At 43.0% G+C, this 17,696-nt stretch carries 19 protein-coding genes; 10 read left to right on the top strand and 9 right to left on the bottom strand.

The genetic code is table 11. The features are described from left to right. The first annotated feature begins 199 nt into the window (after nucleotides 1-199). Both Q9R21_RS00265 and Q9R21_RS00260 read left to right on the top strand, forming a co-directional pair. The gene (locus tag Q9R21_RS00265; protein WP_311203466.1) at nucleotides 200-883 is read left to right on the top strand and encodes a response regulator transcription factor; all 684 of its coding nucleotides are present in this window, start codon (nucleotides 200-202) and stop codon (nucleotides 881-883) included. Next, nucleotides 883-2,805, top strand: a complete 1,923-nt coding sequence (locus Q9R21_RS00260; RefSeq protein ID WP_311203465.1) for an ATP-binding protein — start codon at nucleotides 883-885, stop codon at nucleotides 2,803-2,805. The genes Q9R21_RS00265 and Q9R21_RS00260 overlap by 1 nt, the downstream gene beginning before the upstream one ends. 86 nt (nucleotides 2,806-2,891) lie before the next feature. Here the strand turns inward: Q9R21_RS00260 and Q9R21_RS00255 are convergent, their stop codons facing one another. From Q9R21_RS00255 to Q9R21_RS00245, 3 genes are read right to left on the bottom strand one after another with little or no spacing between them, the layout of a single operon-like run. Beyond that, nucleotides 2,892-4,061 (bottom strand): cupin domain-containing protein, encoded by a 1,170-nt coding sequence (locus tag Q9R21_RS00255; protein WP_311203464.1) that lies wholly within the window; start codon nucleotides 4,059-4,061, stop codon nucleotides 2,892-2,894. A gap of 29 nt (nucleotides 4,062-4,090) precedes the next feature. Further along, nucleotides 4,091-4,684: a Maf family protein gene (locus Q9R21_RS00250; protein WP_311203463.1), complete on the bottom strand. Its 594-nt coding sequence runs from the start codon at nucleotides 4,682-4,684 to the stop codon at nucleotides 4,091-4,093. After that, complete coding sequence (locus Q9R21_RS00245) at nucleotides 4,684-5,067, bottom strand: DUF2237 family protein (RefSeq protein WP_004279857.1); 384 nt, start codon at nucleotides 5,065-5,067, stop codon at nucleotides 4,684-4,686. The genes Q9R21_RS00250 and Q9R21_RS00245 overlap by 1 nt, the downstream gene beginning before the upstream one ends. Before the next feature lie 139 nt (nucleotides 5,068-5,206). Here Q9R21_RS00245 and Q9R21_RS00240 point away from each other — a divergent pair, with 139 nt between their 5' ends. From Q9R21_RS00240 to Q9R21_RS00225, 4 genes are all read left to right on the top strand, one after another. Next, nucleotides 5,207-6,394, top strand: a complete 1,188-nt coding sequence (locus Q9R21_RS00240; RefSeq protein ID WP_311203462.1) for a phosphoglycerate kinase — start codon at nucleotides 5,207-5,209, stop codon at nucleotides 6,392-6,394. 155 nt (nucleotides 6,395-6,549) lie between these two features. Further along, nucleotides 6,550-6,828, top strand: coding sequence for a hypothetical protein (locus tag Q9R21_RS00235; protein ID WP_311203461.1), 279 nt, complete (start codon nucleotides 6,550-6,552; stop codon nucleotides 6,826-6,828). Nucleotides 6,829-6,947: 119 nt separating this feature from the next. Then, on the top strand, nucleotides 6,948-7,985 hold the full coding sequence (gene fba / locus Q9R21_RS00230) for a class II fructose-bisphosphate aldolase (RefSeq protein WP_311203460.1): 1,038 nt from the start codon (nucleotides 6,948-6,950) through the stop codon (nucleotides 7,983-7,985). Nucleotides 7,986-8,070: 85 nt separating this feature from the next. Beyond that, complete coding sequence (locus Q9R21_RS00225; RefSeq protein WP_085064665.1) at nucleotides 8,071-8,925, top strand: EamA family transporter; 855 nt, start codon at nucleotides 8,071-8,073, stop codon at nucleotides 8,923-8,925. On the opposite strand, the gene Q9R21_RS00220 is transcribed toward Q9R21_RS00225, so the two are convergent. Beyond that, nucleotides 8,888-9,115, bottom strand: a complete 228-nt coding sequence (locus tag Q9R21_RS00220; protein WP_085064664.1) for a hypothetical protein — start codon at nucleotides 9,113-9,115, stop codon at nucleotides 8,888-8,890. The genes Q9R21_RS00225 and Q9R21_RS00220 overlap by 38 nt on opposite strands. 102 nt (nucleotides 9,116-9,217) lie before the next feature. Beyond that, complete coding sequence (gene nfsB / locus Q9R21_RS00215; protein WP_311203459.1) at nucleotides 9,218-9,871, bottom strand: oxygen-insensitive NAD(P)H nitroreductase; 654 nt, start codon at nucleotides 9,869-9,871, stop codon at nucleotides 9,218-9,220. A 243-nt stretch (nucleotides 9,872-10,114) separates the two neighbouring features. Between nfsB and hpaI the strand changes: the two genes are divergently transcribed. Then, complete coding sequence (gene hpaI, locus Q9R21_RS00210) at nucleotides 10,115-10,909, top strand: 4-hydroxy-2-oxoheptanedioate aldolase (RefSeq protein WP_085064662.1); 795 nt, start codon at nucleotides 10,115-10,117, stop codon at nucleotides 10,907-10,909. A gap of 681 nt (nucleotides 10,910-11,590) precedes the next feature. After that, on the top strand, nucleotides 11,591-11,809 hold the full coding sequence (locus Q9R21_RS00205) for a hypothetical protein (protein ID WP_004279847.1): 219 nt from the start codon (nucleotides 11,591-11,593) through the stop codon (nucleotides 11,807-11,809). Nucleotides 11,810-11,837: 28 nt separating this feature from the next. Here the strand turns inward: Q9R21_RS00205 and Q9R21_RS00200 are convergent, their stop codons facing one another. After that, nucleotides 11,838-12,557: a UDP-2,3-diacylglucosamine diphosphatase gene (locus Q9R21_RS00200; protein ID WP_311203458.1), complete on the bottom strand. Its 720-nt coding sequence runs from the start codon at nucleotides 12,555-12,557 to the stop codon at nucleotides 11,838-11,840. Between the two features lie 120 nt (nucleotides 12,558-12,677). Continuing rightward, entirely contained in the window at nucleotides 12,678-13,187 is a 510-nt protein-coding gene (locus Q9R21_RS00195) for a peptidylprolyl isomerase (RefSeq protein ID WP_004279844.1), read from the bottom strand. A gap of 423 nt (nucleotides 13,188-13,610) precedes the next feature. Between Q9R21_RS00195 and Q9R21_RS00190 the strand changes: the two genes are divergently transcribed. Beyond that, nucleotides 13,611-15,338: a glutamine--tRNA ligase/YqeY domain fusion protein gene (locus Q9R21_RS00190; RefSeq protein WP_311203457.1), complete on the top strand. Its 1,728-nt coding sequence runs from the start codon at nucleotides 13,611-13,613 to the stop codon at nucleotides 15,336-15,338. 69 nt (nucleotides 15,339-15,407) lie between these two features. Beyond that, complete coding sequence (locus Q9R21_RS00185) at nucleotides 15,408-16,319, top strand: bestrophin family protein (RefSeq protein WP_216985974.1); 912 nt, start codon at nucleotides 15,408-15,410, stop codon at nucleotides 16,317-16,319. Between the two features lie 83 nt (nucleotides 16,320-16,402). On the opposite strand, the gene Q9R21_RS00180 is transcribed toward Q9R21_RS00185, so the two are convergent. Next, nucleotides 16,403-16,963 (bottom strand): lecithin retinol acyltransferase family protein, encoded by a 561-nt coding sequence (locus tag Q9R21_RS00180; protein ID WP_026055785.1) that lies wholly within the window; start codon nucleotides 16,961-16,963, stop codon nucleotides 16,403-16,405. A gap of 392 nt (nucleotides 16,964-17,355) precedes the next feature. Continuing rightward, nucleotides 17,356-17,580: a hypothetical protein gene (locus Q9R21_RS00175; RefSeq protein WP_004279838.1), complete on the bottom strand. Its 225-nt coding sequence runs from the start codon at nucleotides 17,578-17,580 to the stop codon at nucleotides 17,356-17,358. Nucleotides 17,581-17,696 lie beyond the last annotated feature (116 nt).

Here is a 17,696-nt window from a genome sequence, read left to right as displayed (position 1 = left end):
AAAGATTTTCTATCTTGAACTGCCATCTGCTAAACAGATGGCATTTTTTATGTCTATGATATGGAAAACGGGCGTAAGCGTTTCTCGCTGCTTAAAACTTCAGATAATAAAAAATAAATAAATCATGATTTTTAGTGTGATTTTGTTTATATTTTAATCTTAAAGGGGATATATAAAAATAAATATAAGGGGCGTGCTTATGACAGCATCGGAGGCAGTCTTGCCAGTACCAGTATTAATCGTTGAAGATGAATATGTCATTCAGCGCCGTTTAAAAATTATATTAACCAATCTAGGTTATAACGAAGACGTTCTGCTATTTGCCAACACGGTTAAAGAAGCATATTCCATAGTTCAGCAACAGCCGATTGCACTGGCCTTAGTAGATTTGGGGTTGCCAGATGGAAGTGGGATTTCAATTATTGAAAAAATCCGCGAACAGGACGCACAAGCGTTGATTCTGGTGGTGTCTGCCTGGAGTACCCAAGATAGCCTGTTTAGGGCAATTCAGGCCGGTGCGACCGGTTATGTGCTGAAAGAACGGGATGATGTTGAAGTCGCCTTGGCTATTCGCAGTATTTTGCGTGGCGGTGCACCGATTGATCCCTTTGTTGCCCGTGAAATTTTAAAACAGATTTCTATTCCCACCATTTCAGCAACAGTAGAACAGAACAGGCCAGCTGCGGATCAGGAAACGCTCACACAGCGGGAGCAGGAAATCCTGTCCTTGGTTGCGCAAGGTCTGAGTAATCGTGAAATTGCCGAGCAGCTCTGTGTATCACGCTATACCGTCGAAAGTCATATCAAGCATATTTACCGCAAACTCTCGGTCAGTAAACGTACCAAGGCGGTCAGTACCGCACGGCATCTGGGAATTCTGTAATGTCATCTGCCTGTTCCAGAAGCAGCAAACGGCAGCGACTGAAATGGATCGGTGTTTTTGTCCTGTGCAGCTGGCTTTGCTTGTTCTGTAGGATGAGTCAGGCACAAAACCATTTTCAGATTAATGATCTTTGTCAGGTGAAGATCGAATATATTCAGAAGGTTCAGGCTCAGGGTCCTACCGAGATGCCGACATCAGGCTGGCAAAGCGTACGTTTGCCGGATAACTGGCAGAATAACTGGAAGAATTATCATGGGGGTGCCTGGTACAAGATTGTCTGGCGTTGGTCATGTCAGGACAACATCCGCCTTGCAGAACCGGTTGCCTTTTCTATTGATTATATTAATTCGGCAGGTGCCGTGTTCCTGAATGGTGACTTGCTTTGGTCTGACCGGAACTTGCAAGAGCCCTTGTCGAAAAGCTGGAATATGCCGCGTTACTGGGTTTTCCCGATTAGCGGTTTGCGTAAAGACAGTAATGAAATCCTGATTTATGTAAATGGCTACAGTTTCCAAAGCGCGGGCCTGGGCAATATTCAGTTTAATAATGTGTTGGTGAATAGCCAGCAGTATTTGGAAAAAATCTGGGATCGCCGTACCGTATTCCAGATCAATATGATTTTCTCTGCCACGATTGGGCTGATCTGTTTCATTATCTGGTTATTCCGGCGTTCAGAAACCACTTTTGGCTGGCTGGCACTCAGTTCACTGTTGTGGATTCTGTTTATTTCCAATGTCTTGACTACAGAAAATTTTCCATTTCACTCCACGATTTCGGCAGCTAAAGCCAATATGCTTTTTTTCATTGCCTATATCCATTGTTTTTGTCTGTATCTGATCCGCTTTGTAAAACAGAAATTTAAGCAGTTGGAGCGAGGATTTATTCTGGTCAGCGTTCTGTCCAGCCTACTGGTGATGATCAGTCCTTTGGATTATTTGGAGCAGGTACTGGGTGGAGTGTTTATCATCTATGTATTGCTCTTTGTCAGTTGTACTGTGTATATCAGCTATCAGGCCATCAAAACCCGAAATGGAGAATATCTCTTCCTGACGTTATGTCTTTGGGGGATTTTGCTGTGTGTAGTTATCGACCTGATCATGTTGAACCAAACCAAGGTCAATGAATTTTCACCTTTATCTCCCTATACCTCACCGATTATTACCTTGTTTGTGGTGCTCATTATGGGTACACGCTTGAATCGTAATGTCAGGAAAATCGAAAAATTTAATAGCCAGTTAGAACGTAAAGTCCAGCAGGTCAGTGCCGACCTGAATAAAAGCCTGAGCGATAAACATCAATTGGAGCTGACCAATGTTCGTCTGCAAGAGCGGATTAATCTGTCACATGAACTGCATGACGGGTTGGGAGGGTCTATTGTCCGTTCCATGATTCTGGTGGATCAAAGTAGCGAAACAGTTTCTAAACAGCAGTTTCTTTCCATGCTGAAACTGCTCAGAGATGATCTCAGACAAATCATTGACAGTGGTTCATCTATTGAAAATAAAGTCCCACAAACGCCGGTACTCTGGATCGCACCGGTACGTTATCGTTTTACCCAGCTGATGGAAGAAATGGGGATTGTAGTTGAATGGTCATTTCCAAAAGTCTGGCAGCGTGAACCGACGGCATTACAGTGTTTGACCTTGATCCGAGTAGTCGAAGAAAGTCTGACCAATATCATTAAGCATAGTCAGGCCAGTCAGGTAAAAGTCAGTCTGGAATATTCCCAGCCACATCAGCTTACTTTAAGCATTCAGGATAATGGCATCGGTTTCGATGCTGACATGGTGCAAAAAAATGGTCTGAGTATTGGAATGCGCAGCATGAAAATGCGGGTTGAGCGCATGGGAGGATTGTTCCAGATTGAATCTGAACAAGGAGATACGCTGATTCGTGTTGTATTAGAGCTGTATCAGCCTTAATTAGTTAGAATTCTAGACTCTAAAAATAAAAAAGAGGATCATGTGATCCTCTTAAAAATTATTGCCTAAATAGAACCGTGGAAAGATTACTCGTCTTCTGGCGGTGGAACCAGCATCAACACGGCTTCATTTAATAATGCAGCAACATCTTCCAGAATTTCTTCATCAGCGAAGCCTTCACCGAATAACAGCGCTTCACCATCTGCAAGCTGTTTGAGTTTTGCGGTAAATGTCTCAGAGATGCACACACCCTCACCATTTGCCCAGAACAGAACGTCGCCGTCCGTTTCAGTATAAAGCAGGCGTGACGCAGGTTCGAGCATCAGGCTATAGCCCTGATCGAGTGCTTCTTCCAGATCACCTGTACCGATTTCTTCTGCTTCAGGCAGGTTTTCAGGATATTTAGGTTCGGACATCAAGCTCATGATGGCATCTTCGAGAACATTGGAATTATGCAGTTGCTGCATGATGTGTTCTTTCAGATATTCCAGCTCATTGCTGCTCACTTCACCGATAGCACCGACTTGATCACGGATGATATCCAGCAATGGGTTACGCAGCGTTTCATTTTCAGAGAATTTATCCCCGACACGATCCATCATGTCACTGATATTTGGCATGCGGAAACCGAATGAATAAGTCAGGCAGTCATCTTCAGCTACGCCGTAGTGAGCCAGACCAGGCGGTACATACAGCAAGTCGCCAGGTGCCAGCACTTCGTCAAAGTTAACTTCTATTTCAGGCAATAATTTAAGCGGTTGACCCGGAACGAATGCTGTTTCGGCATCACACATTTGCCCAAGCTGCCAGCGACGGTGGCCATAGCCTTGTACCAGAAACACATCATAGAAATCGAAATGCTTGCCGACTGAGCCGCCTTGTGGAGCATAAGACACCATGATGTCATCGCGACGCCATTGTGGAATAAACGGGAATTTTTTCCAAAACGCAGACAGGTCAAATGAATAGTGATCTACAGCCTGAACCAAAAGCGTCCAGAGCTTGGGCATTTTCTGGAAATCTGCTTTGAGCAAAGGTGAAGATTTCACGCTCCATTGATTCGGATCACGATCTTTCTGCTTGATGAGACGGGCAGTGACATGTTCTTCAAGCGCAAGTTCCATCACATCATTGGGTTCAAGCAAACTGGCGATTTCAGGCATTGCATTACGCACCAGTAAAGGTTTCTTTTGCCAGTATTCGCTAAGGAATTGTTCAGCGGTAATACCGCCTAGTACGTCTAAAGGTTGAGACATAGAGTAAAGCCTGAATTTAAAGGGAGAGATTAAGGAACCAAAATTTTTAATTCACGAAGAATATGACAGAGCTTGATCATTGGCATGCCCATCAGCGTGGTCTGATCTTGTCCGATCATTTCTTCAAACAAGCTGATACCGAGGCTTTCACATTTGAAACTGCCTGCACAATGCAAAGGTTGTTCAATTTCGACATAACGCTCGATTTCGACCTGAGACAGTTTGCGGAACTTGACTTTATAGTGTTCAACCAGACTTTGTTCAAAACCGGTCGATAGCTGCTGCACACTGAGCGCAGTACTAAAATAGACAATCTTGTGCGAGTTGGCTTGTAGCTGGCGAATGGCCTTTTCAGTCGTTAACGGTTTACCAATAAAAATATCCGGCGCACCTTCACGCCATGCCACCTGATCTGAGCCGATCACAATCGCTTCTGGATTTTGTTCAGCAATATATCTGGCTTTCTCAAAAGCCAGTCGTTGTGCCAGATCATCTGCGTGATTTTCCCCGCGAGGAGATTCATCAATATCCGGTACCATGGAAATATAATTAATATGCAGACGATCCATCAGCGCTTTGCGGGTTTGACTGGACGATGCCAAGATAATTTGTGCAGAATTCATTAGACAGCATATTCCTCAAGAATATTTAACGGTACATACGCCAGAACAGCTTTGTGACAGGCTTGTAGCTTGATCGGTGGAGCTTGACCCGCTTCATAGGCTTCGACCCAGCGCGTTACGCAGATACACCAGAAATCGCCAGGTTGCAGGCCCGGGAAATCCAGTTCGGGCAAAGGCGTAATCAGGTCATTACCGACTTTTTGAGAAAAATTCAGAAATTCTGAGGTCATTTGCGCGCAAACCGTATGCTGGCCCAGATCGGTGGTCGCAGTATGGCAAAAGCCATTGCGGAAATATCCGGTAATCGGATCGAAGCAACAGCTGGACAAAGGCTCACCTAACACGTTCAAACGGTTAAGATTTGGATCAGGATGTATCGACATAGGGACTGAATCTAAAAGAGGCTTTTTTCTATCATAACAAAACTTTGGCATTCATAATGTTTTCTGCAAAAGATGCTAACCTTTTTCTGCATAATCATTTAAAATCGCCTGGTTTTAATATCTATAAAGTGAGCTCTACATGAACTTTCAGCGTATGACTGACCTCGATTTAGCAGGTAAACGTGTTCTGATCCGTGAAGATTTAAACGTTCCTGTTAAAAATGGTGTGATCACCAGCGATGCGCGTCTTCGTGCAGCATTGCCAACGATTAAAGCAGCACTAGAAAAAGGCGCTGCAGTCATGGTGTATTCTCATCTGGGTCGTCCGGTTGAAGGTGAGCCTAAAGCTGAACAGTCACTTGCTCCTGTAGCGGCTTACTTGACTGAAGCTTTGGGCCAAGAAGTGAAACTGTTTACTGACTATTTAGATGGCGTTGATGTTCAGCCAGGTCAGGTAGTTCTACTGGAAAATTGCCGTTTTAACGTCGGCGAGAAGAAAAACAATCCTGAACTTGCAGCAAAATATGCAGCATTGTGTGATGTATTCGTGATGGATGCCTTTGGTACAGCACACCGTGCAGAAGCATCTACTGAAGGCGTAGCGCGTCTGGCTAAAGTTGCAGCTGCAGGTCCTTTACTGGCAGCTGAACTTGATGCGCTTGGTCGTGCACTGCAAACCCCTGAAAAGCCAATGGTGGCGATTGTTGCAGGTTCTAAAGTCTCTACCAAGCTAGATGTTTTAACCTCACTTTCTGACATTTGTGATCAATTGATCGTCGGTGGTGGTATTGCCAACACGTTCCTTGCTGCGGCCGGTTATAACGTGGGCAAATCATTGTGTGAAAAGGATCTGATCGATACGGCAAAAGCCATTGCTGCAAAAGTAGCAGTTCCACTTCCTACTGACGTAGTCGTTACAGATGCCTCTGAAATTAACTTTGAAGATTTCTTGGGTTCATTGGCTGCTGCGAAAGCGACGGTGAAAAACGTTGCAGATGTTGCTGACAACGACATGATCCTAGATGTAGGTCCAGAAACTGCGAAAGCATTTGCAGAAATCCTGAAAACCTCTAAAACCATTCTTTGGAATGGCCCGGTCGGCGTATTTGAAGTAGATCAATTCGGTGAAGGGACTAAAACTTTATCTTTAGCAATTGCTGAATCGGAAGGTTTTTCGATTGCGGGCGGTGGGGATACACTTGCTGCGATTGATAAATATGAAGTGGCTGACAAAATTGGTTATATCTCGACGGGTGGCGGTGCATTCCTTGAATTCGTTGAAGGTAAAACCCTTCCTGCAGTTGCGGTATTGTTAGAACGTGCTTAATGGAATGTCCTAAGCTAAAAAGCTGGCCAAGTGCCAGCTTTTTTTTATGTCATTTTTTTGACAGTGAAAACTTACCCTTCATGGCTTCGTCATTAAAATGCAATAAATCTGTCATAAGATGCAGTCATTAAATCATCAAATGACGAGAATACGTGATGAAAAAACAGTTAACTACGGCAGTATTATTAGCAGCATCTCTGGCACTGACTGCATGTGCAAAACAGGAAAGTGCACCAGAAGCTGAAGCAGAAAGCTCGGCAGCAGTGGCGGATCAGGCTGTAACTCCAGAACAGCAAGCCGCCATTGACGCTATTGACCAGCCAATTCTAGATGAAAAAAATACCGATATCCCGGCTGAAATTGCCAATGCTCCAGCCGATGAAGCGACTGCGGACGAATCAGTTGCTGCGACTTCAGAGCCTGTAGCACCTTAATCTGGTTGATGTGACACAAAATCCCTGCAAATGCAGGGATTTTTTTTAAATAGTGTTATTTGTTGCTGAATTGAAACCTTTGAACATGTAGAATATGTGGCATTCACTGGGAGGATATTATGGCTCTTATTTCATTGCGCCAGCTCTTGGATCACGCCGGCGAACATGCTTACGGCGTACCAGCATTTAACGTAAACAACTTAGAACAAATGCGTGCAATTATGCTTGCAGCAGATGCAACCAATTCGCCTGTTATCGTACAAGCATCTGCGGGTGCGCGTAAATATGCAGGCGCTCCGTTCTTGCGTCACCTGATTTTGGCTGCAATTGAAGAATGGCCACATATTCCAGTGGTAATGCATCAAGACCACGGTACCAGCCCTGACATTTGCCAACGTTCAATCCAGTTAGGCTTTTCATCAGTGATGATGGACGGTTCACTGGGTGAAGATGGTAAAACACCAACTTCATATGAATATAACGTTGATGTGACTCGCCGTACAGTTCAAATGGCACATGCGTGTGGCGTATCTGTTGAAGGTGAAATCGGTTGTTTGGGTAGCCTTGAAACAGGTATGGCGGGTGAAGAAGATGGCGTAGGCGCAGAAGGCGTACTGGATCATTCTCAACTCCTGACTTCAGTTGAAGAAGCACGTAGCTTCGTTACTGATACCAATGTTGATGCGCTTGCAATTGCAGTAGGTACTTCACACGGTGCGTACAAGTTCACGCGTCCACCTACAGGTGATATTCTTGCGATTGACCGCATTAAAGAAATTCACGCAGCACTTCCAAATACGCATCTTGTCATGCACGGTTCAAGCTCTGTGCCACAAGAATGGTTGGCAGTGATTAACCAGTATGGCGGCGACATCAAGGAAACTTACGGTGTTCCGGTTGAGCAGCTGGTTGAAGCGATCAAACACGGCGTGCGCAAGATCAACATCGATACTGACTTGCGTTTAGCATCTACCGGTGCAATGCGTCGTATGATGGCAGAAAAACCAAGCGAATTCGATCCACGTAAATTCTTCAGCGCAACTGTAGATGCAATGAAGCAAATCTGTATCGATCGTTACGAAGCTTTCGGTACTGCAGGTAATGCAGACAAGATTCGCCCAATTTCTTTAGAGAAAATGGTGTCACACTATAAATAATTCCCAGTGAATCATTTATAAAAAAAGCCCACTGCAAATGTGGGCTTTTTTGTAGACTCATAAATATCAAGAATAAGAGCAGCATATGGAACTGATTTTCGCAGCAGCGCTATGCAGCGTTGCGGTCTCAATATTATTAAAAGTCGCCAAAAATAAGGGCTTGAGTCCGATACACATGATTAACTGGAACTATATGACAGCCAGTCTCTTATGTTTTTTCTGGTTCCAACCTGATATTCAACATATTTCAATGTCTCAGACGCCTTGGTTGCTTATTCTGGCTTTGGGTATTTTGCTTCCGAGTGTATTCCTGCTTCTGGCCAAGGCTTTGCAAACGGCTGGGATTTTAAAAACCGAAATTGCCCAGCGACTTTCTGTAGTCTTGTCACTGGCTGCGGCCTATTTTATTTTTCAGGAACAGTTTAATCAGCTGAAAATACTCGGGATCGCTTTAGGTATTGGCGCAGTGCTGTGCATCCTGTTTTCACATCGACAAAGTACAGGACAGGGCAGTCAGGGAATGTTATATCTGGGCTTAGTCTGGGTCGGTTATGCACTGATAGATGTATTGTTGAAATATACAACCAGTCTTGGCCTGCAATTCGCGGTGGCGCTGAATCTGATGTTTGTTTGCGCTCTGATCATTTCGATGGGCTATCTGTTACTCAAATATAAAAGCTTGGGCTCGATGCAGAATATCGGCGCTGGTCTGTTATTGGGTATCCTGAATTTTGCCAATATTGCTTTCTATGTCAAAGCCCATATGCTGCTCAAGGATTCACCGGCGATCGTCTTTGCCGGCATGAATATTCTGGTGGTGGTATTTGGTGTGATAGCAGGTCTGGTATTCTTTAAAGAGCGGCTCAAACCTGCAAGTACTCTAGGATTGCTGCTAGGCTTGACTAGTGTGATTTGCCTAGCTTATGCAATGTCTGTTTGACATAAGAAGATGCAAATTCAATCGGATGTCGGAGCAGGTCGCCTGCTTCGGCCAGTCCAACTAATAAACCGGCCTGTTGGCAGTCTGGACAGTGCGGATAACGATGCTGTTGATCTTTGTAGTGCTGGAGATAAATTTTATCGCAATGATGGCATTCAAATTTCAGGGATTTGGATGTAAGGAGCGACATAGATGACCTCTATTGTTATTCTATTAGATGGTAAATAAAGCAAAAAATAGGCCCGAATTGACATAGAAAGGGGCGCTTGACCCCTTTTATAGCATAAAATCCTTACAGTTTGGTGAAAATATCTTCAGCGGCAAGACGTGATTTAGGCAGTTTGGCATTGAAGTCGTTTTCACTGTGATAGCCTAAAGTCAGCAATACAGAGGGGATCAAGCCCTGTTCTGCGAGTTGTAATTCTTCACTGATAATCTCTTCGTCAAATCCGCCAATCGGGGTGGCATCAACCCCTTCAATTCCGGCAGCTAAGAGCATTTGACCGAGTGCAATAAAGGTCTGGTTTTCAGCCCAACGCTGAATATCACCTTTTTCATTGCGATAATAATGAATATAACCTGCACGGGTGTTTTTCTGACCTTCCTTGGCGGATTCATCTTTAAATCGGCCACTGAGATCATCGCGGTTCAATAAGTTTTCTAGATGCAACTCATTAATATCGGCTTTGGTGCAGAATAAAATGGTATGTGAAGAATCCAGAACTTTGGGTGCATTGTAGGCATAAGTACCGACCAAGGCTTTGGCAATGCGCTGTTTGGCTGCCTCATGATCGGCAATAAAAAAATGCCAAGGCTGAATATTGATTGAAGAGGGTGCCAGACGCAAAATTTCTAATAAGCGCTCGAACTGTTCTGCCGGGATTTTCTTGCTAGGATCATAGGCTTTAGTGGTATAGCGGGTCTGCGTGATCTTGAGTAAATCCATCAATGGGCTCCAATCTTTTTAAATAAACAGCGAGTAGAAGTTTTAAATATATACATTTTTCACATCCCCTGATTATTACAATAAAAAAGCATCAGGCAAAGCCTGTTCTGAAATGATCTTGAGCTGGATTCAAGCAAAACTTAGAGTTAAATCAGATTAAAATCCAGTTTTTGTCTATTGGCACTTTTAAGCGAGAAGCGTTTAATAAGAGGCATCGCCAGCAACATGCAAATAGGTTAGCGGATGCAAGTGACCAATTACTTTAAACACAAACTGAAAACCCAGCAGCAAATCGGCTTATGGATTGGATTGGCAGATGCCTATGGAACCGAGATTGCGGCAAATGCAGGTTATGACTGGCTGCTGATTGATGGTGAGCATGCACCCAGTGATTTGAGAACGACTTTGTCGCAACTGCAAAGTATTGCTGCTTATCCCTCGCAAGCAGTGGTACGACCACCCATTGGTAGCGTACAACTGATCAAGCAACTCCTTGATATCGGTGCACAAACGCTGTTGATTCCGATGGTAGAAACCGTGGAACAGGCCGAACTCATGGTCAGGGCAGTCCGTTATCCGCCTGAAGGAATTCGTGGCGTTGGTGCTGCACTGGCACGTGCCACCCGCTGGAACAGCATTCCAAATTATTATCAGACGGCACATGAAGAAATCTGTTTATTAATCCAGATTGAATCGGTCACAGGACTGGAAAATCTGGATGCTATTCTTCAGATCGACGGGATTGATGGCGTGTTTATTGGCGCCGTTGATCTATCTGCCACTATGGGTTATCAAGGTGATCCGAATCATCCTGAAGTACAAAAAGCTGTAATTGATGCAATCCAGCGGATTCGTTCTGCAGGCAAAGCTGCAGGAATTCTGTCAACCCAGCATGAAGTGACGCAAAAATATATCGAACTTGGCACTGAGTTTGTAGCAGTGGGCGTAGATACCAGTGTTTTGATGAATTCCTTGCGTGATCTATTGGGGAAATATAAAAAGGATATCAATGTGAATAATCCGACTAGCGGTTATTAATCAACAAGAGATTCTGAATGAATAGCTTGCTTAGATTTTTAGTTTATTTTTAACCGGAAATTCTTTAGATGAGCTATTCATTCAGCCATAAGAAAATCATAATGAACCTTCAAGATGCAGAACAATTTTTACAAGAACAGCAGAACATCTTAGAGAACCAACGTCAGCAAAAAACTAGACGAGTGCAACAAGCCTTTTTTATGATTCACGTACTGTTTGTAGCCTTAAATGCTATTCTCTTGATCCTAAATTATCAAAAGACGGGAGAGTGGAACTTGCCGTACCTCGGGCTGAGTTTCATGTCTCTAATATTGATTTTAAGGTATTTAAATACAGGTTTTGTTTATCAACGGAAATGAAGTAACGTTAAAATGAATTTTAGATCATAAAAATCAAAAGCCTAATAATTAACAAAGCATGAAAAAAGTTCTTAAAAATCCCATTCTATTGTCATTACAATGTAATTTTGCTTTTGCTGGATAAATAGCTTACACTGGTTGCACTTCAAGCAAGTACTGTTCTTGCTTCTATTATTATTTTAAGCTGATTGTGATGTACTTTTTAGTTCAAGTATTTGAACTCAAATAAGATCTACTAACCATAGAACTATTATGTAAACTAGGTTGTTATTAATCTCTCTCCATATAGTCACAAAAAGCTCATATCGTGTGAGTAAATATTTTGATCAAAATCAATGAATGGCATATTGCCACTGCCGCTGATGGCAATGAAATTAACGTGAAACTGGTTCCATTAAAGCGCAAGCAAAATACAATGGACGGTTTTATCTGGGTTGAGGTCGGTAAAATGATTCAATTGCCAACGGGTGAGGAATTTCAGTTCAATCTCGATGGTAAAAGTTTCTATACTGGGGTAAACCAGCTTTATCGTCTGTGTTAAGCAGATCAATATCGTAAAAAGTGGCTGATTAATATCGCCACTTTTTTAGTTTCAGGGTATCAAAACTTTGATCTTCCTGAATTTCCAGAATCTCTGCACTGTCTTCTTTCCAGTCGCCTAGTACAATTCTTCTTTTCTGGGCTAACTGATGAATGGCTGCGCGATGCGTATGACCATGGATCAGTACATCTACATCCTGTAATGCCAGCTCAACTGCATGTGAGTTGACGTCCATCACTTCATAGCTTTTAAACTGTTGTGCCTGATGGCTTTGTTGACGAAAGCGGTTGGCTAGTCTGGTTCGAAATGAGAGAGGGGTTTTTCTTAAGAAGCCAAGTAGCCAGGGATGACGAATAATCTTTTTAAAACGCTGATAGGAGACGTCATCGGTACATAGGGCATCGCCATGTTCCAGGCGAAAATGTGTTCCGGCAATGATTAGCTGATCGATTTCGGGAAGAAGCTGCCCGCCAAATCGAGCTAAAAATTTACTTCCTAAGACAAAATCCCGGTTGCCGGCCTGAAAATAGAGTTGATTCCCAGCCTGAGTAAACTGTTTTAATGCAGTGACAATCTCGTCCAGCCACGGAGACTTATAATCATCACCAATCCAGGCATTGAACCAGTCACCCAAAATATACAGTTGGGTATTTTGATCTTGATACTCAGTTAATAAATCTAAAAACCCCCGAACAAGTCGAGGGTGATCAGGTGACAAATGTAAATCTGAGATAAACAGATAGATCACGAATCTTTTCCTTGTTTAATTTAATCCCTCCCGACCTCCCTTTGAAAAAGGGAGGAAAACCTTATTTTGATAAAAGGTGATTCCCTCCTTTATTAAAGGAGGGTTAGGGAGGATTTAAACTTATTCAGAAATGATTTTTGCAGATTCGATTACTACATTTTCTAGAGGAACGTCAGCGTGGTAGCCACGGTTGCCAGTACGTACGTTTTTGATTTCGTTCACAACGTCCATACCTTCAACCACTTTACCAAATACCGCATAACCCCAACCTTGAGCAGTTTTGCCAGAGTGGTTAAGGAATGAGTTGTTTTTCACGTTAATGAAGAACTGAGCAGAAGCAGAGTGCGGTGCCTGAGTACGCGCCATTGCAATCGTACCTTCGTCATTGGTCAAGCCGTTGTCTGCTTCGTTTTCGATTGCATCACGTGTTGCTTTTTCCTTGAAATTTTCATCCATGCCGCCGCCTTGGATCATGAAACCATCAATAACACGGTGGAAAATTACGCCGTCATAAAAACCGTCACGTACGTATTCTAAAAAGTTAGCTACGGTTTTAGGTGCTTTTTCAGCATTGAGTTCTAGAACAATACGACCTTTATTGGTGTTTAATTCGACTTGAGGAAAACTCATTGTGTAATCTCCTGATCATGGACGAGTGCCATGGTTTTTTCTGAATGAGTGAAGCATAAGCAAACTACATTCGACAAGGCAAGTAAAAACATTATTTTCTTTGTTAAAAGCATAAAAATAATACCTTATTTATACGTTGATTTATCAAGGCATTTCAAATACTGCCAGACAGGGCGTTATATTCCCGACAGGCACGAATTGAATCATTTTCTGATTCCGTAAAGCGTTGATATTTTAGTTTTGGGCAGCTTACTGTATTTTCACTTTTTAAAATGAGTGAATTGAAATCAAATACCCTAGTTAGCGGTTGAGAGATTAATCACCTATAGTTAAACTAAGGAACTTTGATAATGAATATACGTACAGCTTGTACGATGAAATATTCGTTAATCCCTTTTTAACTTTAGAAGTGAATGATTGATCATGAAGCCAAATGATGTTGTGACATCTCTGCCCGAGAACCCGACCCAAAAGAACAATGCAGTCGATTCAGTGCAGCAGCAAGAACAACAACCAGGCTTGGACTTTGTACGTCAGGTCATTACCGATGATTTAGCCGCTGGTCGTACTCAACAGGTGGTGACGCGTTTTCCGCCTGAGCCGAATGGCTATTTACATATTGGCCATGTGAAAGCAATTTGCTTGAACTTCGGTATTGCCGAAGAATTTAAAGGTGTGTGTAACCTGCGTTTTGACGATACCAACCCGGATGCCGAAGAGCAGGAATATGTGGATGGTATTGCCAATGATGTGAAATGGCTGGGTTTCCAATGGGAAGGCGAGCCGCGTTATGCATCAAGCTATTTCGATCAACTTTATACCTGGGCAGTTCAGCTGATTGAGCAGGGCGATGCCTATGTGGATTTGCAAAGTCCGGAAGAGATTCGTTTAAACCGTGGTAATTTCGTTGAGCCAGGTAAAAACTCGCCACAACGCGATGCAACGGTTGCAGAAAACCTGGAGTGTTTTGAGAAAATGCGCAGCGGTGAATATGCAGAAGGTCAGGCAGTTTTACGTGCCAAGATCGATATGACTTCACCGAACGTGCATATGCGTGATCCGATTCTGTATCGTATCCTGCATTCTGAACACCATCAGACTGGCGATAAATGGAAAATTTATCCAATGTATGACTATGCGCATCCACTTTCTGATGCGATTGAAGGCATTACGCATTCACTGTGTACTTTGGAATTCCAGGATCACCGTCCGTTCTATGACTGGGTGGTGGCAAAAGTTAAATCACCATCCGTGCCACGTCAGTATGAATCGAGCCGTTTAAATGTGGACTATACCATCACCTCAAAACGCAAATTGCGTAAGCTGGTTGAAGGTGGCTATGTTCAGGGCTGGGATGATCCACGTATGCCAACTGTAGTGGGTATGCGCCGTCGTGGTTTCACGCCTGAAGGTCTGCGTGATTTCTGTCAACGTGTTGGTGTATCGAAAGTTGATGGCAGTATCGTCGATGTAGCCATGCTGGAATACTGTATTCGTCAATCTTTGGAAAATACCGCCGCTCGTGGTATGGCCGTGTTAAATCCATTAAAAGTGACTTTAACCAACTTGCCAGCCGACATGGATTTGACCCATTCACGTCATCCGAATGTTGATATGGGTGAACGTGTTATTCCATTGACGACCGAACTATATATTGACCGTAAAGACTTTGAAGAAGAGCCACCAAAAGGCTTTAAACGTCTGATTCCAGGCGGTGAAGTCCGTTTACGTCATGCCTATGTCATCAAATGTGACGAAGTCATTAAAGATGAAAATGGTGAAGTGGTTGAACTGAAATGTTCGATTGATCCTGAAACTTTAGGTAAAAATCCTGAAGGTCGTAAGGTCAAAGGTGTGATTCACTGGGTATCTGCGACTAAAGGCGTTCCTGCAGAAGTGCGTATTTACGACCGTCTGTTTACGGAGTCTGATCCAGAAGTGGGTGATGACTTCTTGGCAAACCTGAACCCTGAATCATTGAAGGTGGTTCAGGCCGTGATTGAGCCTGCATTAGCGCAAGCTCAGCCGGAGGATCGTTTCCAGTTTGAGCGTGAAGGTTATTTCGTGGCAGATCAATATGATCATTCCAGCGAAAAACCGGTATTTAACCGTATTCTGGATCTTAAGGACAGCTTTAAACCAGGCAAATAAGCTGGTTTAAGTCAGAATGTAAAAAGCTCAACTCTGGTTGGGCTTTTTCAATACAGCAGGGAAAATTGCATGATTGTGCGTGATAAGAATAATAGTTTGGGGTTATTGTTTGCCTGGCAGGGAACGATTCTGCCCAAGGTGCTGCCCGCATTAATCTTGGTGGTTTTTATTTCCGCTTTGCTGGTGTATTTGAGTCAGGCGCATTTCGTGAGCCTTCCTGCTGTTCCGGCAATTGGCTTTACCATTTTTGGTGTCATTCTCTCGATTTTTTTAAGTTTTAGAAATACAGCCTGCTATGATCGCTGGTGGGAAGGGCGCAAACTTTGGGGCGCGCTGATTGCCACCACGCGTCATTTATGCCGTGATAGCCACGTTCTGGACGATCAAACCCGTGAAGTCTTATTGTACCGCATGATGTTGTTTACCCATCTATTACGTGACCGGTTGAGACAGCAAACGCCCAGTATTCAGACTTATCAAGCCACTACCGGTTTTGAACCCAAGTCATTCGAGCAATTGCCGATGCAAATCAATCCATCACAATGGGTGCTAGAACAGATGCAAATAGAGCTGGTACAACAGTATCAGCAGGGCAAGATCAGCGATATTATTTATAACAACCTGAATCAGCACACTGTGGCTTTGGGAGATATTCAGGCCGGTTGTGACCGGATTTTGTCAACGCCATTACCATTTTCTTATTCGGTATTGTTACATCGTGCGGTTTATTCTTTTTGCTTTATCCTGCCTTTCAGTTTGCAGGCGAATTTAGGCCTGTGGACGCCGATTCTGGTCGGGTTGATTGCTTATATGCTACTCGGGCTCGATGAGCTCAGTGCGGAGCTGGAAGAACCCTTTGGCTTGCAGGATAACGATCTACCGCTAGATTCAATTGTACGGCTGGTAGAGCGGGAAACCCTAAGCTCTTTAGGTAAAGCACTACCTGAGGCAATTCAAGCCAGAAAAGGCTATTTGACTTGATTCCTTATCAACATCATCAAAATGTAAAACACGAACTTAAAATTTCTTGCTCACAAAAAATCATCGGCAGGCTGAGCTTTAAATTAACGATGTTTAAGATTGGTCAGGTCTGACACTTTGGTTTTAGCCTGATCTTGCAATTCACGGTATTGTTGCAAACGCAGATTGGCTTTATCTCTGAGTTTTTTCTTGATGTACAGCGCCAATGCGAAACTGGTCGTGGTCAGGGTCAGGAACATGCTGTTCATAAAACTCATCATCGAGCTAATATAACCAATCGTGGTCAGGCGATTCATCATATAAATTACTTGCGGGCTACTTTCCACACCGGTAATCGCCCAGGTACACAAATGTTCGCAATTATTAATAATCAGATGATAGTTGTTTTCATGCATTCTGGACCGCATGCGGCGCACCACTTTACGACCTTTATATTTTGCCGAGTCATAATGTTGCATATGAATTGGTTTGCCATGACTGAATTTTTCAATAGAAGTTATTTCAATCGGGCGTTTCTTGAATAAATGCGCAAAGCCCGAATAATGAATGACACGACCACGTCCGGCGTAAATCCCATGATGGGTATAACCGAAATGTTTAACCATAAGATGTGCGCCTATGGGAAACCGTTTAGTCTGTTGCATATCAGAATTAAGCCATTTAAAAAAGCATTGTCGTTTAATAGGAAGTGTACTGTGTTTTGCTAAATTAATCGATGCCTTGCCTGAGTTTCAGATCAGAATTGAAGAGTTATTAAGCCAAGTTTTAAAGGAGCTAGAAGAGAGCAGAATTTAGAACATATTCTTCTGATAAAGGTTTTAAATAGCCTAAGCAATTACTAAAATTTCTGCAAAATCAAAAGCATGGATCAAGGAAGTCATTCAACATTTTCTGCCTGATCCCTGAAGCTTTTAAAGTTGAAGTTAATAAACTATGCTGAAATAGAGAAGACCAAACCCTTAAACTAAACTTTCAAGCATAAAAAAAGCACCTGACTACGCAAGTGCTTTCTTTATACGGCTGTAACCTTGGCCGATTACTGCAATGGCAAGTGCTGAAGTTCATTCAGTTCTTTGCGGCTATAGCCGCGAGATACAAGAACCTTTTTAATTCCGATGATGATTTCTTCATCAGTAGCTTTAGAAAGTGCTTCAAGAAGCTGTTCATTTGTCTTGCAAGAGCAATCATTTTCAACACAAGCAATTTGATTCTTGTGTTCATTGTGTTGTTCATGAGAAAACAACTTTTGCCAAAAACTCATAGAGCCTTCATACAACAACCTAACATAGAGTGAAATATAGCCAATTAAATAAATAAAGCAATAGGACCTATGTGATAAAAGCAGCAGTCAGGCTAGAAAATTTCCGATTGAAGCCT

Origin of the sequence: Acinetobacter sp. RG5 (assembly GCF_031844265.1) — a bacterium.
In the GTDB taxonomy this organism is placed as follows: Bacteria; Pseudomonadota; Gammaproteobacteria; order Pseudomonadales; family Moraxellaceae; genus Acinetobacter.
Note: the sequence above shows the minus strand (reverse complement) of the source record. Positions and strands in the feature narration are given on the sequence as shown.

Bases quoted from the DNA above. Each gene is read 5' to 3' on its own strand.
- Q9R21_RS00265 (WP_311203466.1), top strand. From the start codon at position 200: ATGACAGCATCGGAGGCAGTCTTGCCAGTACCAGTATTAATCGTTGAA.
- Q9R21_RS00260 (WP_311203465.1), top strand. From the start codon at position 883: ATGTCATCTGCCTGTTCCAGAAGCAGCAAACGGCAGCGACTGAAATGG.
- Q9R21_RS00255 (WP_311203464.1), bottom strand. From the start codon at position 4,061: ATGTCTCAACCTTTAGACGTACTAGGCGGTATTACCGCTGAACAATTC.
- Q9R21_RS00250 (WP_311203463.1), bottom strand. From the start codon at position 4,684: ATGAATTCTGCACAAATTATCTTGGCATCGTCCAGTCAAACCCGCAAA.
- Q9R21_RS00245 (WP_004279857.1), bottom strand. From the start codon at position 5,067: ATGTCGATACATCCTGATCCAAATCTTAACCGTTTGAACGTGTTAGGT.
- Q9R21_RS00240 (WP_311203462.1), top strand. From the start codon at position 5,207: ATGAACTTTCAGCGTATGACTGACCTCGATTTAGCAGGTAAACGTGTT.
- Q9R21_RS00235 (WP_311203461.1), top strand. From the start codon at position 6,550: ATGAAAAAACAGTTAACTACGGCAGTATTATTAGCAGCATCTCTGGCA.
- fba (WP_311203460.1), top strand. From the start codon at position 6,948: ATGGCTCTTATTTCATTGCGCCAGCTCTTGGATCACGCCGGCGAACAT.
- Q9R21_RS00225 (WP_085064665.1), top strand. From the start codon at position 8,071: ATGGAACTGATTTTCGCAGCAGCGCTATGCAGCGTTGCGGTCTCAATA.
- Q9R21_RS00220 (WP_085064664.1), bottom strand. From the start codon at position 9,115: ATGTCGCTCCTTACATCCAAATCCCTGAAATTTGAATGCCATCATTGC.
- nfsB (WP_311203459.1), bottom strand. From the start codon at position 9,871: ATGGATTTACTCAAGATCACGCAGACCCGCTATACCACTAAAGCCTAT.
- hpaI (WP_085064662.1), top strand. From the start codon at position 10,115: ATGCAAGTGACCAATTACTTTAAACACAAACTGAAAACCCAGCAGCAA.
- Q9R21_RS00195 (WP_004279844.1), bottom strand. From the start codon at position 13,187: ATGAGTTTTCCTCAAGTCGAATTAAACACCAATAAAGGTCGTATTGTT.
- Q9R21_RS00190 (WP_311203457.1), top strand. From the start codon at position 13,611: ATGAAGCCAAATGATGTTGTGACATCTCTGCCCGAGAACCCGACCCAA.
- Q9R21_RS00185 (WP_216985974.1), top strand. From the start codon at position 15,408: ATGATTGTGCGTGATAAGAATAATAGTTTGGGGTTATTGTTTGCCTGG.
- Q9R21_RS00180 (WP_026055785.1), bottom strand. From the start codon at position 16,963: ATGCAACAGACTAAACGGTTTCCCATAGGCGCACATCTTATGGTTAAA.
- Q9R21_RS00175 (WP_004279838.1), bottom strand. From the start codon at position 17,580: ATGAGTTTTTGGCAAAAGTTGTTTTCTCATGAACAACACAATGAACAC.